Here is a 16,266-nt window from a genome sequence, read left to right on the forward strand (position 1 = left end):
TCTCCCAGCCCTGTCACGCCGACAACCTTCCCACGCCTATGGTCGGCAAAACCAGAGGCGTGATCCATGACCATTTCAAGCGAGATAAACCGGTCCGGCCCCTATAGCGGGGACGGCGCCACTACGGCTTTCGACTATAAATTCAAGATCCTCGAACCCCGGCATCTGCAGGTGATCCGCACGGACGCGTCCGGCACGGATACGATCCTGGTGCTGGATGCAGACTACACCGTGACCGGGGTCGGCAATGATGGCGGCGGCAGCGCGGTCATCACCCCTGCCCCGGCAGCCGGCAGCAGGGTCACCCTGCTGCTCGATGTGCCCTTCACCCAGGAAACCGACCTGGAAAACCAGGGTGCCTATTATGCCGAGACGGTGGAGCAGGCTCTCGACCTCGTCGTGATGAGGCTCCAGCAGCTTAAGGAAAGAGCGGCCCGCGCCGTCACCATTCCGCCGTCATTCGATTCGGCAACGATAGACAAGCTCATCGCAGACGTCCTGACCCTCAGTGACAAAGGCGATGCGCTGGAGGCCGTTGCCGCCGTCTCGCAATATCTGGAAACTGTGGCTGATATAGCCGGTGACATTCCCGATGTTGCCGGCCTCACTGAGACCACCCAGCAAAAGGCAGCGGAAGCCGCCCAATCGGCGACAGCCGCAAATGCCAGCGCTGGGCTCGCAGCCGCCTATGCAGCAAATCCGGAAGATGTGTCGGTTCCCGGTTCAGGCGGGCTGTTTTCCGCCTTTCACTGGTACCGAAAGACGCTGGCGATATACAACGACATCGCCAATACCCTGGCCGGCTGGTTGCACGGCGCAGCCGCAAAGACCGACATCGTCGATAGCGACGAATTCGCCATCGCCGACAGCGCGGCAGGCTGGGGACTGAAGAAGGTTCTCGCGGGTAGTATCGTCAAATATGTGGTGTCAGCGGTCAAGCTGGACTTCATGGTCGGCTTCGTGCCTGTCTATTCCACTGCTACAACCTTTACCGTAGGAGGCGGCTTTGGGCTTTTCGGAGGCAAGAAGCATACCACGGCTGGGGACGTCACATGTAGTCTCGCTACTATCTTCGGCACTGGGCAAGGTTGTCTCGATACCGGCTCGATGCAGGCCGGCAGGACCTACTTCGTGTACGCCGTAAAAAGTCTCACAGAGGGGACGACCAAGTTCGTCGCCTCGTTGTCGGCCATCGAAAGCGGGGTCGCGGTGCCCTTGGGCTGGGAACTACTCTCTGGCAGCCGGCTAGGCATTATCTTGACGAACAGTTTCGGGAACATCGTCACGTTCCAGCAGTCTGGCAACCGGGTACTTGTCGGGAATAACTTGCTCTATTCCAACACAGCGGGCAATGCGACATGGACACTCCTCAATCTTTCCAGTTGTCCGATGGGCATCTCGGTAGATGCCTTGGTATTTATCGATGTAAGCACAGGAACAAACGGTGACGCAATCTCGGCTATAGGCCCAATATCCCCTCTCTTTACCGGCTTAATGATCGCTCGCAGCCGCGCCACAGGCAACGCGGGAGGTGGCGGAACCGAACTCGGCGCCTTAACTCCGGTTAGAACGAATGCGTCGGCTCAGGTAATGCGCGAGGTGGACATAACCGGCACAGCAAGTGTGGCAGCATATTTGGCAGGTTGGGATGACTGGCAATGTAAGAGGCTTTGGGCATGACAACAGTTTATGTACGACGGGATAATGACGGAAAAATCCTCGAAATTCTGGGGGCCTCTCAGCCGGGAATGCCTGATCTGATTCCCCACGACGACCAGGAGCCCCCGATCGCCAAATACCTCCGGGACCCACTCGGCCTTGAAGAGCGCTTCCCGCCCCTCAAGAAATGGCAACTCTGGATCGCCGCACTCGAACTCGAACCGCCGATTGCCAAGGCCGATATTCTGGCGACCATCAACGACATGCCCGACATGTCGTTCAAAGACAAGGAAACGGTGCGCATCATGGTCGAGGACGCCCAGCAATATTCGCGAGAAGATCCCCGCATCGATCTGCTCGCGGTGGCCATGGGCATTCCGCCGAACCAGATGGACGATCTCTGGAGATGGGCGGCTTGCATCGAGCCTTTATGATCTGAGCTGTCGAAAAACAGTCGGCGGGGACCGGCCAATCCGGCTTGCCCCGCTCGCCAATCACTTCACAACCACCTCATTGCGGCAGCGGCTTGCCGGTCTGTTCGGCCATCATGTATTCCGCATACCAGTCCGGCCAGTTCTCGTCATGTTTGCCGCCATTGCGCTTCTCATGCTCGCCATGGGCTTCGGCCGCCCGGCGCAGCCCCGCGGCGAGGTCTTTCGCGGTACCGAAAGCGGCAAGGTCGGAGGTAATTCGCCCCGGCAGCCGGGCGGTGATTTCCTGGAAGAGCCAGCCATTGCCGTCAGGGTCGTTGAAGGCCGCGAAGGAGCGGTAGCTGCTGCGGTCGGGATCGGGGCCATTGACCCGGCGCCGGCCGAAGAGATAGGGCACGTCAGGCCCGCCATAGACCTCTCCCTCGGGATGAAAGGCCTCGCTGACCTCTACCCCGCGCTCCCGCAGCTCCTTTCTGGTCGCCTCGATATCGGAGACGATGAGATAGAGCCCCTGTGCGGAGCCAGGTGCCGCCGGCGTAACGTTCTTCCCGAAGATGACGGATGCGTTCGAGCCCGGCGGGGTGAACTGGATCACCCTGTAGTCTTCACCTGAGGAATAGTCTGCATCGAGGCGCCAGCCGAGCCCGCCATAGAAGGCCTTGGCGCGATCGACATCCGAAACGGGCACGACAATGATCTCCAGCTTCATCTCGCTCGTGCCGTTGCCGGCCCTGTTGCTTGCATCGCTCATGATCTTCCCCCTCCCATCGTCACGACGATGGTGTTGATGATGACGGCGATGCGGCAGATGCATCGCCCGCTCCACTCTACCACGTTGCGGGTCGATGATCTCTCTTCACGGCTCCCGCGGCATCGCCTTGATGAAATCGATGAAGGCGCGCAGCGGCGCCGGCACCAGGCGCCGGCCGGGATAATAGAGAAAGGGACCGGAGAAACTCTGCCACCAGGGCTCCAGCACAGGCTCCAGCACGCCACCTTCAAAATAGGGCTTCAGCCAATCCTCGAAAGTGAAGACGATACCGGTGCCGGCAATCGCCGCGTCAACGGCGAGATCCGTGCCGCCACCATTCTGGACGATCAGCGGGCTCGGCGGATCAACCCTGACGATCTCGCCGTCGCGCTCGAACTCCCAGACCGGGATGGCGCGGCCGGCAAAGCGGCCGCGAATGCAGGCATGGTGAAGCAGGTCGCGCGGATGCTGCGGCCGGCCGTGCTCTTCCAGGTAGGCGGCTGAAGCCGCACCGGCATAACGCTGGAGACGCGGGCCGATCGGCACGGCGATCATGTCCTGTTCCAGCCGCTCGTCATAGCGGATGCCGGCATCGCAGCCGGCGGCGATGATATCGACGAAATTCTCCTCGGTAACGACTTCGAGGCGAATATCCGGATAAGCTCTCAGAAATGCCGGCACGATGCGTGGCAGCACCAGCCGCGCTGCGCTCACGGGCACATTGAGCTTTAGCGAACCCGCCGGCCGGTCGCGAAAATCCTTCACGAAGTCGAGCGCGGCATCGATCTCGCCGAAGGCCGGGCCGAGCCGCTCCATCAGGCCGCGACCGGCCTCCGTCGGCACCACGCTGCGTGTCGTGCGGTTGAAGAGCCGCACCCCAAGCTCCGCCTCCAGCCGGCGCACCGCATCGCTGAGCGCCGAGGAGCTCATATGGCTCACCCGCGCTGCCTCGCGAAAACCGCCGGCCCTTGCGACGACGAGAAAGGCGCTGACATCGCTGATCTCAGGCACACCCTGTTTCATAGTCTGAGTTCCCATTGATTGTCCTGCAAGCTGGACAGCCCGTCCGGATTATAGCCGATTGTCCGGGAAGTGATACAGGCCTATCTGCTTTCCTGCCTTCAATCGGAGATGAGATTTCATGTCTACTGTCGAAAATTCCGGAAGCTTCAAGCTCGGCGATCGCGTGGTAAAGCGCCTCGGCTATGGGGCCATGCAGCTCGCCGGCAAGGGCGTCTTCGGCCCGCCACGGGATCGCGATGAAGCCATCGCCGTGCTGCGCGAAGCCGTCGAAAGCGGCGTCAACCACATCGATACCAGCGATTTCTACGGCCCCTACGTCACCAATGAGATTATCAGGGAAGCGCTGCATCCCTATGGAGATGATCTCGTCATCGTCACCAAGGTCGGCGCGCTGCGCGGATCCGACGCCTCCTGGAACCCGGCCTTTTCGAAGGAAGAGCTGACCGCGGCGATCCACAGCAACCTGAAAAACCTCGGCCTCGACGTGATCGAGGTGGTCAACCTGCGCGCCATGTTCGATGTGCACGGCCCGGCCGAAGGCTCGCTCGAGGCGCCGCTGACGGTTCTGGCCGAGCTGCAGCAGCAGGGCCTGATCAAACATATCGGCCTGTCGAATGCCACGGCAAAACAGGTGGATGACGGCCGCAGGATCACCGAGATCGTCTGCGTTCAGAACCAGTACAACCTCGCCAACCGCGGCGATGACGCGCTGATCGACAAGCTCGTCTCGGAAGGCACCGCCTACGTGCCCTTCTTCCCGCTCGGCGGCTTCTCGCCCTTGCAGTCCTCGACGCTCTCCGAGGTCGCCACCCGCCTCAATGCCACGCCGCTGCAGGTGGCACTCGCCTGGCTCCTGAAACGCGCGCCGAACATCCTGCTGATCCCCGGCACGTCTTCGCGCGGCCATCTCAGGGAAAATCTCGCGGTGGCCGATATCGAACTGTCGCCCGAGGTCATGACGCAACTCGACGGCATTGCCGCAGCGAAAGGCGCCTGACTCAACGGAAGGTACGGAACGCGGCGGATCACCTGCCGCGTTTCGAAGCCCACATTACGGCCCCTCCCCAGATTGACGAATCGCGCCGGCAACGACATCTTTCGCTCAGGCGTGGCCTGCGCCCAACCTCCAGCGATCCTCCCCGGCAGGGTCTTCAAAACGGAGGCAAAGGGACTTCCGTCTCGGGTTCGAAAACCTAGGTCCGATCGCTCGGGCGTGGTTGCCGGGGAACATGCGTCCGTGACGGAAAGGCCAGACAATGACCCAGAACGGAAATCTCAAACGCAGGGTTCGCGCCCGCGCTGCAAAAACCGGCGAATCCTACACCTCAGCCCTCGCCAGTCTCCGCAAACCAAATCCGGATGAGCCCGCCGGGAAATCCCTGCGGCTAGCCGTGGCCCAGACTTCTGTTTGCTTCGATCCATGCGATGCCTCGGCATTCCGCGCCAACGGCCGCCGAGATGCGTCGCCTCATGGGTGAAGCGAGCAAGGCCGGCGTCCGCCTGATCCACTTCCCGGAGGGAACGCTCTGCTTTCCGAGCAAGCGCCTCCTTTCCGAAATCGGCCCAAGGGAGATCGGCGCTGCCGACTGGAGCCGTTACCAATGGGAGGTCCTGCGCGAGGAGCTGGAGGAGACGAGAAATCACGCAAGGGAATTGAAGCTCTGGACGGTCTTCGGCGCGCCGCACAGGCTGACCCCGCCGCACCGGCCGCATAACAGCCTCTATGTCATTTCAGACCGGGGCGAGCTGGTGACGCGTTATGACGAGCGCCTGCTTTCCCACACCAAGATTTCCTTCATGTATTCGCCGGGCAGAATCCCCGTCACCTTCGAGGTGGACGGCATGCGCTTCGGCTGCGCTGCCGGCATAGAGTCGCATTATCACGAGATCTTCACCGAATATGAGCGGCTCGACGTCGATTGCGTGCTCTTCTCCACTTCGGGCGAAGTCCCCTCCGCCGCTCCTCCCTTCGCTGCTGAAGTCCTGGGAGTTGCGGCCAGCAACACATTCTGGGTGAGCTACGCTGCCCATGCGCCGCAAAGCGTCATCGCCCCCTGCGGCATCGCCGGCCCCAAGGGCCAGTGGGCAGCTCGTTGCCCTGATGATGGCAAACCCGGCATCGCAATCGCCGAAATCACCACCGACCCGGCCAATCTCGCCCGCCCCTGGCGGCGCACCGCCCGCGGCGATCTCTACCGGCCGCACCAGATCGAGGGAGATCCGAGGAGCGACAGCCGCGAGGCTTTCTGAAGCGGCAGGGGCAATTCCGGCAGAACCGTGCAGCGATTGTGCTGGAATTGCATGCTGATCACTTCAGGAAAAGACCGGTCACGGCAAGCCCCGCGCCAACCCCGTAGATCAGCACCATAGCTGCATACACGCAAGCGGTTGGAAATGCATATTCCCAGCCGGATGGTAGTTCCACAAATCCTGAGACTATGCATCCCACGAGACCGGTTACCAAAAAATGCCACTTGTCGATTGGTTTCTCATCCACGCCATCAGAAGGCCTGATCTCTTCAGGAGGGTGGAATTTTAGCCGAAACCGGTTTGTCGAAACGATGACCACCATCATGATGAGACCGGACCACCCAAGCCCCCGCCCCAGATAATCGGTCCGTTCATCGCTTATTGAGTGAGAAGCCAGATCCACCTGCCAGAGGCATATGATGCACGTTACATAGACAAGGATCGCGCCGGTCAGCACGCAGAAAAAGGCCAGCAGCGAATAGAGCTGCCCCTTCGGCAATAGCCGCGCCCAATATCTCGCCCCAAACCAAGCCGCCATGAAGGTGGGCACGAGGGTGGAGGCAAAGCCCAGATTGGAAGTCATGCGCGCTCGGCCCCCTAGCGCTGGTCGGGCGGCGACCAGCTCTTGCAGCCGTCACGGCAATATTGCGGGAAGGCCGCGCTCGCGCTTGCCAGTGTGGGGTAGATCATGACGGTGGTGACATTCCCCGCCCTGCTGACTGAGACAAGAAACATTCCGGCCGGCAGGCTGTTGAGGTAGGCATCGCCATTGGGGAAGGCAGCACCAGGCCGCGGCAGCTTCGTCGCTCGGGAAGCAACGAAGCTGATTGCCTGCAGGCTCTGATTGTCCTTGGCCAGATAACCGGAAAACCGCCTCTTGGCCTCCTCCTCGCCCAGATCATGGACAGCTTTGATGATGTCGATCGTAACATTCCTGGTCACAAGATGGACAGGCACATCCTCGTTTTGATGGGAAAAGCCTGATGAACCGACGATCTCCCAGAAGCTGTCGGCGCGATTGGGCGTGAACTCTCCGTAAAGTGCGCGGCCATCCAGCATGCCGATCCGGAACGTGCCGATCTGATCGCCGACCTCAACTTCATCGAAACACACGCTTTTCCGCTCTCCGACATCGCAGGCATACCAGCCCTGCTGCAACAGGATGCTCTCATAGGCATCCCCTATCCGCACGCCGAATATGAACTCCGCAGGCCCGCCATTTTCAGGCTCCGCCGCAGGGGAAGCCGATGGCAGGAAAAACAGAAACAGGCCAACGCCCGCAGCCCCCAGCCGACGAGCGAAGCTCCTCAAAAACATGCCCCTCACAGACCACCCCTGGCGCCCGCAGACGCTTCCGTCACCTCGGCCTCGCGCGTTATCCATCTCTCCCCTTCAAGCCGTCTTGCCGCCATGACGCATCATGTCTCTACCGAAAATCGTTCAGATGATTGAGGTCACCGAGATAGCCGAGGCCCGAAAGCACGAGCACGGCGATCAGGCCGGACAGCACGCCGGCAAAGCGATCGCCGCTTTTGCGCCTGACGAAGCGAACGATGAAGAGAACGATCAGGCCGACGACAAACGACGGCAGCGAGCCGCCGATGATCTCGCCGATAAGTCGCGGCCCTGCCGACGCCGGATAGGCCGTCGCCGCAACGATACGGCGCACCACAATGCAGACCAGCGCGGCCGCCGCCAGGATCGCAATTCCCGATCCCATACCACCTTTGCCACCAGCCGAAGCCCCACGCATATCAGTCCCATTCACCACCGGCACTCCTCCCCCGATTTATAAAATAACCCTTCCGCATCTACCCCTGTCTCTCGGCCGAACGGGGGACAGTCATGGACAGTGTGCAGAACAATAACGCCTTGTCGCGGAAGCAAGCTCGGCAGGCCGCCGCCACTGCAAGCAGCATTATTCAATCATCGGATGAAAATCCAGATCAAGTTGCAGAAGATAGGGATCTCGCGGTCACGTATGTGCGCGTTACCGGAAACCCACCCCCACCTCGCCAGATGATGCCGGGGAATCGCGAGTTTCTTCAGGGAATTATTGAGGCCGAACGCAACAGACTTATTCTGTCTTTGTCACCGCGGACGGCAACCTGGCTCAGCGAAAACCCCACCGCAGCGGTGTTGGCGAAGGATGATATCCACAACCTAGGCTCACTCGAACACGCAGCGCAAAGGTTCGGAGAGACGCCGAAGGCCATCCCTCAAACGAGTACTCCGGCCGCAGAACCCGTCGCTCAAGCCAGCCGAACTGCCGCGCCATCTGCAAGCCCCGTTGCCCAATCTCGGGGGCGCGTCGCCCCAATAGCGCAATCCGTCACTCCAGCCGGCGGTACCGCGATGATGGAGACCGTAGTCAGCGACGTACCAGCGACCGCGCCAACCACGGGCACTGCGACCTCAGTAGCCAATGAGGCACTCAGCGATGACGAGCAAAAAAAAGAGGAACTCATTGCCGAGATCCGCAATGCGGGGGGCTTGTCTACTGAAGAATATGAAGCACTCAAGGAAAGAGTCCGGACACAGTCGTGGTTCGATGCAACTACCGCCAATCTCTATTTAGAGGCCGTCTATGAAGGAAGGGCTACGGCGGATGACATCAATGACATTTATGCGCAGCTGCAATCTCGGCACAGCAAGGTAACAACCGAGAGCGGTGTCCAGAATTTCAAGGAGCTGGGGAAGGGCACTGCCACAGGTGTCGTTGTCGGCGCCGGTCGCATAATGGAAGGCCCCGGTCAACTTATCAATAGCAGCCAGTCGGAAGCGCAAAAGGCACTCATGGTCAAGATCGCCAGAGCCGCGTCGCTATCACCTCATGAGGTCGATCTATTACGTTTGAAAATCGATCAGCAAAACATCCTTCCGCGGGATCTTGCGCAGAGGGTTATGTCTGAGGTGTTGGCGGGGGACACGGTACCTGAGGATGTCGAGCAGCGGTTTGCCCCTTTGCTGCAAGGGGTGTCTGAAGCCTTGCAATCCGGAGGACAACACCTCGCCGACTACGGCAAGACCATGCTGCCAGCGGCACCGGGGTATGAAAACAGCGTCGGCCGAGTGAGCGGGGAAACCCTGGGTCAGGCGCTGCTCGGAGCCGGGGCGACCGTTGTTTTCGGTCCAGCAGCCGGCCTTGTTGTAGAATCGGCGCGAGCAGCAGGAGACGGAGCTGCTGCTGCGAGAGAAGCGAACCGGCCAGAGGACCAGCAAACCATGGCGGCAATGTCCTACGCGCCGACCGCGCTCGTTGATCGCATCCCATTCGGAGAAGCTGCCTCGTTTGTACTGAAGCACCTTCCCTTGAACACAGTCGTGCGACATTTGGCCAAGACAATCTTCAAGGAAGGCGCAGCACAGGCAAGTCAACTTCTCGCCCAGAACACCATCAAGCACTACCTGATCGACCCCAAGCAGGAGATATTCGAAAAGTTCAAGGAGACGTTCATCGCAGGCGGCCTTGCCGGCGTGGGAAAAGAAATTTTAGTGGACCTCGGCGAAATAGGTATCAAGGCCCTCACGCGCGGTCGCGGTTCTGCGCATATTTCTGCCTCCCGCCCCGAAGCGGCGATTCAGGACCGCCAGCAATTTGAAGAACTGGCGACGACAGCAGAGTCGTCTCAATTTCGCCAGCGCGACCCTGAAGGGCATCGAGAGCACACCGCCGAAGTGCTGAAAGACACCAAAGTCGAGCACTTCTACACGTCGCCCGAGAGTGTGGACAACTATGGAAAGGCGACAGGCGCGGATCCGTTCGGTCTGAACGACACTCCCGCCATGCAGGTGGCAAAAGATACCGGCAGCGATCTGAAGATCCCAACTACCGACTACCTGGCCAAATCCACTCCTTCCAAAGCGGACGCGGACTTCAGGGACAGTATGCGATTCGGCGCCGACGCCCTCAACCATTCCGAAGCCCTTGCTTCGCATATCGGCGTGCCTGCGCCCGGTCTCAATCCGAGAGTTAAGCAGAACGGCCCCTACATCGCCACTGGATACGTGGGCAACCAAAAGGTCGATGATTACGCGGTTTCGCATTCTCCCAATGCCGATCCCACCGCGAAGAAGATGGGGCGCGTCGGAAATTCAGGAAACACGAAGCGCAACCCCAGCGGGCTGAGCATCACCAGCACCCGCCCACAGCCCTGAACGCCTGCCGAGTTCCCGAGAGGATTCCCGTTTTGAACAATCTGACCAACAATTCCGCCGGTAGCGAAGTACTGTCCGCCAAGACTTTGCCCGAGAGCCAAACGGCAGGAGCACATATTCCCCGGGTAGCCAACTTCGTCTCTAGCGATCAAGACCGCAATTTCGATGTCGCGCCCCACGTTCTGAACAGCACCGACGGCTTGGCGACCCTAGATATCTTCCGCAAGCCTGATCTCTCCACCCTACTGTCCGGAGCAGGCGCTTATTTCCTTCAAACCATGCGGGACATGGCGGCACACGATATCCCCATCGTGACCGAAGATTTCGCCCATGTCGAAAACTGGTGGCGCGCAAACGCCCGCGCCGTGGCCGCCGATGCCGCTCGCGCGGCATCCGGCATCAAAGTCACCACAAAAGACATACTCGCCGCCCTCGACCACGGCACTACCGGCAGTCTTCATAAAGACGCCGCCATCGACGCCGGCATGCAGTCCCATTTCGCCCGCGCCGCCGAAACCTATCTGATCGAAGCCCAGGCGCCGTCACCCGAGATACGCGGCGTCTTCGAACAATTCCGCGACTGGTTGCTGTCGATCTATCGCCGCCTCGTCGCCCTCGATATCTCCCTCGCCCCCGACATCGCCGCCATCTTCTTTCGGATGCTCGCCAGCGACACCGCAATCGAGATGGCGGAACAGAATGTCGGCGGCGATGAACCCGTCTTTGCCAATGCGCACGATGCCGGCCTGACACAGCCGCACTACGATCGGCTGCTAAAACTGCGCGCGCTGGCCTCACAGGAAGCAAAAGCCCGCCTTCTGCGGCAGATGATGGAGCCAGTCCGGCGCGAAGAACAGCAGGCCTACAAGGCGGAAAAAGCTGCCGTACAGCGCGAGGTCGAAAAAGAGAGCGACGCCACCGGCCTCTACCGCGCCATTGAATGGATGGCGAACCGCCGATGGCTGGATGCTCAAACGCTGCCACCATCAGGTGACATCCGTTTCGACAAGGCCACTCTCGTGGCGCGCTATGGCGCCGCCATCCTCGAAGCTCTGCCGCAGGGCAAGCACCCGCTCTATACCGATGACGGCGGGCTCGATCCGGATATCGTCGCCGATCTCTTCGACCTCGGCTCCGGCGATGAGCTGGTGGCGGCCATGACGCTGGCCCCGCCTCGCGCGGATGCGATCGCTTTCGAGGTCGACCGCGTGATGCTGCAACGTCACGGCGACATGCTGATCGATGGTTCCGCCGAGGAGCGGGCAATCGCGGCCGTGCACAATGACAGGCGGGCCGAATGGCTGGCGGCCGAGCTTGCGGCCCTCATCGAGGTTGCAGGCTCGGGCGATGGGCTGACGGCGAGTGAAGCCAGGGCCTATGCGCTCTCGGCAACCGCGGGCATGGAGGTGGCCGATGCCATGGACGGCGCGCGCTTTCTCGCGGCCGGCCGGCGCACCGCGATCGAGGCTATCAGGCTGGGTGACGAACTGGCGCAGGATGAGGCCTGGCGCGAGAGGGCAAGCCGCAAAGCTGCCGGCGATGCAGACGCCGCCCCTCACGGACAGGACGATCGTATCGCTAGGCTGATCACCGCCAAACGCCGCCAGCTTCTCAATCACGCGATCTATGCAGAAAGCCTCGACATTATCGGCGAGGTGGAAAAATTCGAGGCCGAAGCGCAAAGCCTCGTAAGCGGCCCCGCGCGCGAAAGGCTCGCCGCGGCCGTCTTTCGAGACAACGGCCGTATCGATTATGTCGGCGCGATCGACGCCCTGCTCGACCGCTACGGTCTCGGAGGACGGGCGGATCGTCAGACCGGAGGTCAACCGGGTGGACAGGGTGATCCGCGCATCGCCCTCAGAGATTATATTCTCGCCATGAAGGCGGCAGGCCGGGAAAACGAGCTTGCCATTCCCGATAGTGTGCTGATCGGCTCCGGCCGCCAGTCCTACAAGGAGATCACGCTGGAGTGGTTCCGCGCCGTCGCCGCGGCGCTGAAGAATCTGGAACATGCGGCGCGACGCGCCGGCAGGCTGGTCGATGCCGGTCACGAAGCCGATCTCGAGCAGACCGTTGCGAGCCTTGCCGGCGCCCTGAAAAGGCCGCGACCAGCAGGCCTGGACAAGCGCGAGCCTTCTCCCCTCGATCCGGCCCGCACGGCGGATGCCCTGTTGCTTGAGCTCGACGCCACCCCTGCCGGCCCGGCCCATCAGGCCATCAAGGCGCCGCTCGAAGCCGCCGCAGGCCGCCTTGCACAGCGCAAACAGCAGGCTGCTGCCGATCTCAAAGCGCTCTACGATGTCTATTCCGGCGAGGAGCGACGCCAGATGGCAAGCCCCCGCTATCTCCCGGCCCTCGGCCAGTCCCTGTCGAAATGGGAGGTCATCGCCATTGCGCTGAATACCGGCAACGAGGCCAGCCGCCGGCGCTTGACGGATAGCCGCATCGAAGGCGCCCTGGACGAAGCCGGGCTGGCCGCCGTGCTCGCCTCGCTCGATCCGCGCGATGCCGGCTTCGTGCAATCCGTCTGGGATTATCTCGCTGAATTTGAGCCCGATATCACTGCCCGCGAGAAACGCGTGACCGGCATCGAGCCTCAATGGGTGCAGCCCATCTCCGTCACCATCGCCGGCAAGGCGCTGAAAGGCGGCTATTATCCGCTGGCTTATGATGGCGTTGATACCGCCCCGGATCTGGCGCAATCCCTGCTATCGGGCCGCTTCGCCAGGTCGCAAACCGAGGCCGGTCATGGCCGGTCCCGCGTCGACCTCACCGCCCGGCCGCTCGATCTCGACATCGCTGTCCTGCACCGGCACGTCAATCGCCTGCTCCACGACCTTGAATTCAGCGAGCCGCTCTCGAATGCAAAGCGTCTGCTTGACGATGTCAGTCTTAAGACTGCCTTCGAGGAAGGCGGTCGTTCGCTCGACCTGGAGGCCCTGCAGGCCTGGCTCAGCGAAACTGGCACCGGCGAGCTGCGCGCCGCAGACAGCATCGGCCGCATGGCCCGCCTGATGAGAAAGAACGCCACCGCGACAAGCCTTGCGAATGATTTCGCGACCTCGCTTTCGCGACGCTACCGGCTGGACGACATCATCGGCGCGACAGGCAGGGACGATTTCGCAGCCGCGCTTCAAAATGCCTTCGGTCCCGATATCATCGCCGAGGTCACCAGCCGCTCGCACATCATGCTCGGCCGTAGCTCTTTTTCGGAAGGCAAAACAGCATGGGAAACGATGGCCGGCTGGCTTGCGGAAACACTGCGATTCCATCTCATCGAGAGACCGGCCTGGCTTGCCCATTATCACAAGGGTCTCAAGCAATTCGGCAGCGATGAAGCAAAGGCCATCGCCCATGCCGACGCCTGCATGCAGCAGGCGATATTGGACCCGTTCCCGGCCCATCCCGACGGTGGCGAAACCCTGCGGCTCTTCAAGACTCTCGGCGCCCATCTCGGCGCAAAGTTCAAAGCCGGCGCCGAAGCCGCCGATCAGGATGCGGCAGCCGCCGCCCGGCGGGGCATCGCACTCGCCATGGATCTGACCGCGCTCGCCATGACGGATATGGTCTTCACCACCGCCCTCGGCGGGCATGATCATGACCCTGCATGGCAGGCCTTCCTGGCCCAGCACACCGGCTATTCCGTCATGGCCGCCCTGCCCTTGATCCGCGATGCGCAAAACCCGCCGGCCGGCAATGAGAGCGACGCGAGGGCACTTTCAAATGCCATCCATCCGCCATTCGGCAACTTCGGCATCGACCGCCAGCATGTGACCGAGATCCTCGAGGCCACCGGCCTTGTGGCGGGGTCACCAACCGATGAAATTGCCCGCAAGGTCTATGCCGGCCTCAAGCAGATCGGTCGGTCGTGATTTTCGATCTCAACCGTTCGCCCCCTATCCATGATGCCAAACAAGGAATGGCATCATGGATGAGACCACCCGCAACGAGCTTGAAAAGCTGCATGGCAGGATCAACGATCTGAAGGAGCGCGTCGTCTCGCTGGAAGCGCAGCAACCACATATCAATGCCGCCCTGCTGCGCATCGAGGGCAGCGTCGAAAAGCTCGCAAACCGCATCGGCAAAGCGCTCTGGGCAGTCGTCGCGATCGTGCTGACACCGCTCGCAGGCCTACTGATCAAAGCAATTGCGTCCGGCACGCTCGCCCGCTTTCTCTAGAGCAATTCCAGTAAAAGTGCTTGAGCGGTTCTGCGTCCGGAATTGCATCAAAACAAAGAGATAGAGCACTTACCTGATTCAATCCCTGAGTTCAGTCTGACAACCCTTTCCACCCCATCCTGCCGCCCTCTTCAACCGGGCAGCACATATGACCCTCGTCTTCATCCGCATTCTCCTGCGTTACCTCGCCGCTATCCTCGTCACTCGTGGCCTCCTTGCACCCGATCTCGGCGAGATGATCTCGCGCGATCCCGATGTCGCCATGGCCCTTCAGGTCGCCTCGGGCGCGCTCATAGCCGCCGTGGCGGAGGGCTGGTATTTCCTCGCTCACAAGTTTGGATGGGCGAAATGAAGTGGCTGACCGACCTGCTCTTCGGCGGCATCATCGAGAAATTCACCGGCCCGCTGCTCGCTGCCTATCAGGCCAAACTCGCGGCCGAAACCGACCAGCAGCGGCTTGCCGCAGCGGAAGTGATCAAGGGCATCGAGTCCGCCCGCGATATTGCGGTCACCGAGGCCGCCGACCGCTGGAGCGCCACCCGCATCGGCCGCCTGCTCATCGTCATCCCCTTCGGGCTCTGGTGGGCGGCGATCTACATGGTGCAGATCCTCAATCCCTGGTTCGGCCTTTCCCTGGTCGTCATCGACGTGCCGCCGCGCATCAATGACATGGCGCTGGTGCTGATCCCTGCGATCGTCATCGGCGACGCCAGCGCGCTGCTGGCACGGCGGCTGAACAGATAGGCGGGACAGCGCCTCAACCATTGCCTGCCATTATCATCCCATCAAGAGAGCGTTGGGTTGGGGGCCGAATTCCTCCGGTGACCTTGCGAAACGCCTTCGGCCGGAGCCAGGCGCTCTCTTGATGCCTCCCCCTTCCGAGAAGCGTCCTTGCTCGCGTATAGGATCTCCACGCCGCAATTCGGCGTCACGCGAGATCGAAGACGTTGAACATGTCCGCAACTCCAGAAGAAGCCCATGGCCAGGTCACCCTGGTCTCCGCCGAAGAGCGGCCGGACCTGATCCCGGCTTTCGACGAGCTCGGTTCCGCCGTCTGGCCGAAATTCATCGGTGGCGACGCAGCCGTCGTCAAATACTGGGGCAGCCTCTTTTCAGAAGCCCTCCGCCGCCATCAGTTTCTCGCCCTCGGCATTGACAGTCACGGACACGAACAGGTTCTGGCGACATCGAACAGCATTCCCTTCCGCTGGCCCAATCCCGATGACGACGCCTCCCTTCCCGACGCGGGATGGGACGCCGTCCTTGCTGATGGCGTCGAAGCCATCAGGTCCGGGCAGAAACCCAATGCCCTCTCCGCACTCGCCATCGTCGTCTCGCCCGCCATGCGCGGCTCGGATCTCGCCGAACGCCTGATCGCCAACATGAAGACAAGCGCCCGGAAAAACGGCCTCGATGCGCTCGTCGCCCCCGTTCGCCCGACGAAGAAGCCGGCCTATCCGCTGACGTCCTTCGCCGATTACATGGGCTGGACGACCGCCGACGGCGCCCCGTTCGACCCTTGGGTGCGCAAACACTGGCAGCTCGGCGCGCGGATCGCGAAAATCGCCCCGCGCTCCATGCGCGTCGCAGCGCCATTATCGCAATGGACGGAGTGGAGCGGCCTGCGCTTTCCCGTCTCGGGGCCGTATCATGTGGAGGGCGGTCTCGCGCCGCTGATCGCCGATTGCGAAAGCGGCACCGGCCTCTATGACGAACCAAATATCTGGATGCGGCATAGGCTGGAGGATTCCTGGCGCTGATGCCGGACTGACCGTCAGGCATATCTCCGAACCGACTCCTCCCCACACCACCACA

14 protein-coding genes and 1 pseudogene are annotated in these 16,266 nt (G+C 61.5%); 10 read left to right on the forward strand and 5 right to left on the reverse strand.

Going from position 1 to position 16,266, the window contains the following annotated elements:
* Positions 1-66 precede the first annotated feature (66 nt).
* Complete coding sequence (locus LVY75_23090; GenBank protein ID XAZ21703.1) at positions 67-1,680, forward strand: hypothetical protein; 1,614 nt, start codon at positions 67-69, stop codon at positions 1,678-1,680.
* On the forward strand, positions 1,677-2,093 hold the full coding sequence (locus LVY75_23095; GenBank protein XAZ21704.1) for a hypothetical protein: 417 nt from the start codon (positions 1,677-1,679) through the stop codon (positions 2,091-2,093). Before LVY75_23090 ends, LVY75_23095 begins: the two co-directional genes overlap by 4 nt.
* A 76-nt stretch (positions 2,094-2,169) precedes the next feature.
* On the opposite strand, the gene LVY75_23100 is transcribed toward LVY75_23095, so the two are convergent.
* The gene (locus tag LVY75_23100; protein XAZ21705.1) at positions 2,170-2,841 is read right to left on the reverse strand and encodes a VOC family protein; all 672 of its coding nucleotides are present in this window, start codon (positions 2,839-2,841) and stop codon (positions 2,170-2,172) included.
* Positions 2,842-2,946: 105 nt separating this feature from the next.
* Positions 2,947-3,864, reverse strand: coding sequence for a LysR family transcriptional regulator (locus tag LVY75_23105; GenBank protein ID XAZ25808.1), 918 nt, complete (start codon positions 3,862-3,864; stop codon positions 2,947-2,949).
* Between the two features lie 118 nt (positions 3,865-3,982).
* Here LVY75_23105 and LVY75_23110 point away from each other — a divergent pair, with 118 nt between their 5' ends.
* Together LVY75_23110 and LVY75_23115 are read left to right on the forward strand one after the other, a co-directional pair.
* Positions 3,983-4,861: an aldo/keto reductase family oxidoreductase gene (locus tag LVY75_23110; GenBank protein ID XAZ21706.1), complete on the forward strand. Its 879-nt coding sequence runs from the start codon at positions 3,983-3,985 to the stop codon at positions 4,859-4,861.
* A gap of 259 nt (positions 4,862-5,120) precedes the next feature.
* Positions 5,121-6,114 (forward strand): annotated as a pseudogene (locus LVY75_23115) (carbon-nitrogen hydrolase family protein).
* 58 nt (positions 6,115-6,172) lie between these two features.
* Here the strand turns inward: LVY75_23115 and LVY75_23120 are convergent.
* The 3 genes from LVY75_23120 to LVY75_23130 form a co-directional block, all read right to left on the reverse strand.
* Complete coding sequence (locus LVY75_23120; protein ID XAZ21707.1) at positions 6,173-6,697, reverse strand: hypothetical protein; 525 nt, start codon at positions 6,695-6,697, stop codon at positions 6,173-6,175.
* A gap of 14 nt (positions 6,698-6,711) precedes the next feature.
* Positions 6,712-7,425 carry a hypothetical protein gene (locus LVY75_23125; protein ID XAZ21708.1) on the reverse strand — a complete coding sequence of 238 codons (714 nt, stop codon included), beginning with the start codon at positions 7,423-7,425 and terminating at the stop codon, positions 6,712-6,714.
* Between the two features lie 115 nt (positions 7,426-7,540).
* Positions 7,541-7,882: a hypothetical protein gene (locus LVY75_23130; protein ID XAZ21709.1), complete on the reverse strand. Its 342-nt coding sequence runs from the start codon at positions 7,880-7,882 to the stop codon at positions 7,541-7,543.
* Positions 7,883-7,959: 77 nt separating this feature from the next.
* On the opposite strand from LVY75_23130, the gene LVY75_23135 reads away from it, so the two are divergent.
* The 6 genes from LVY75_23135 (at position 7,960) to LVY75_23160 (ending at position 16,211) form a co-directional block, all read left to right on the forward strand.
* Positions 7,960-10,272: a hypothetical protein gene (locus LVY75_23135; protein ID XAZ21710.1), complete on the forward strand. Its 2,313-nt coding sequence runs from the start codon at positions 7,960-7,962 to the stop codon at positions 10,270-10,272.
* Between the two features lie 32 nt (positions 10,273-10,304).
* A complete protein-coding gene (locus tag LVY75_23140; protein XAZ21711.1) occupies positions 10,305-14,144 on the forward strand; it encodes a hypothetical protein in 3,840 nt (1,279 codons plus the stop codon).
* Positions 14,145-14,199: 55 nt separating this feature from the next.
* Positions 14,200-14,451, forward strand: a complete 252-nt coding sequence (locus tag LVY75_23145; GenBank protein ID XAZ21712.1) for a hypothetical protein — start codon at positions 14,200-14,202, stop codon at positions 14,449-14,451.
* Between the two features lie 148 nt (positions 14,452-14,599).
* The gene (locus LVY75_23150) at positions 14,600-14,803 is read left to right on the forward strand and encodes a hypothetical protein (GenBank protein XAZ21713.1); all 204 of its coding nucleotides are present in this window, start codon (positions 14,600-14,602) and stop codon (positions 14,801-14,803) included.
* Complete coding sequence (locus LVY75_23155; GenBank protein XAZ21714.1) at positions 14,800-15,195, forward strand: hypothetical protein; 396 nt, start codon at positions 14,800-14,802, stop codon at positions 15,193-15,195. Before LVY75_23150 ends, LVY75_23155 begins: the two co-directional genes overlap by 4 nt.
* A gap of 209 nt (positions 15,196-15,404) precedes the next feature.
* Complete coding sequence (locus tag LVY75_23160) at positions 15,405-16,211, forward strand: hypothetical protein (protein ID XAZ21715.1); 807 nt, start codon at positions 15,405-15,407, stop codon at positions 16,209-16,211.
* Positions 16,212-16,266 lie beyond the last annotated feature (55 nt).

The sequence above is a fragment of the Sinorhizobium sp. B11 genome, assembly GCA_039725955.1.
In the GTDB taxonomy this organism is placed as follows: domain Bacteria; phylum Pseudomonadota; class Alphaproteobacteria; order Rhizobiales; family Rhizobiaceae; genus Rhizobium.

Coding starts and splice junctions, on each gene's coding strand:
- LVY75_23090 (XAZ21703.1), top strand. CDS start 67: ATGACCATTTCAAGCGAGATAAACCGGTCCGGCCCCTATAGCGGGGAC.
- LVY75_23095 (XAZ21704.1), top strand. CDS start 1,677: ATGACAACAGTTTATGTACGACGGGATAATGACGGAAAAATCCTCGAA.
- LVY75_23100 (XAZ21705.1), bottom strand. CDS start 2,841: ATGAGCGATGCAAGCAACAGGGCCGGCAACGGCACGAGCGAGATGAAG.
- LVY75_23105 (XAZ25808.1), bottom strand. CDS start 3,864: ATGAAACAGGGTGTGCCTGAGATCAGCGATGTCAGCGCCTTTCTCGTC.
- LVY75_23110 (XAZ21706.1), top strand. CDS start 3,983: ATGTCTACTGTCGAAAATTCCGGAAGCTTCAAGCTCGGCGATCGCGTG.
- LVY75_23120 (XAZ21707.1), bottom strand. CDS start 6,697: ATGACTTCCAATCTGGGCTTTGCCTCCACCCTCGTGCCCACCTTCATG.
- LVY75_23135 (XAZ21710.1), top strand. CDS start 7,960: ATGGACAGTGTGCAGAACAATAACGCCTTGTCGCGGAAGCAAGCTCGG.
- LVY75_23145 (XAZ21712.1), top strand. CDS start 14,200: ATGGATGAGACCACCCGCAACGAGCTTGAAAAGCTGCATGGCAGGATC.
- LVY75_23150 (XAZ21713.1), top strand. CDS start 14,600: ATGACCCTCGTCTTCATCCGCATTCTCCTGCGTTACCTCGCCGCTATC.
- LVY75_23155 (XAZ21714.1), top strand. CDS start 14,800: ATGAAGTGGCTGACCGACCTGCTCTTCGGCGGCATCATCGAGAAATTC.
- LVY75_23160 (XAZ21715.1), top strand. CDS start 15,405: ATGTCCGCAACTCCAGAAGAAGCCCATGGCCAGGTCACCCTGGTCTCC.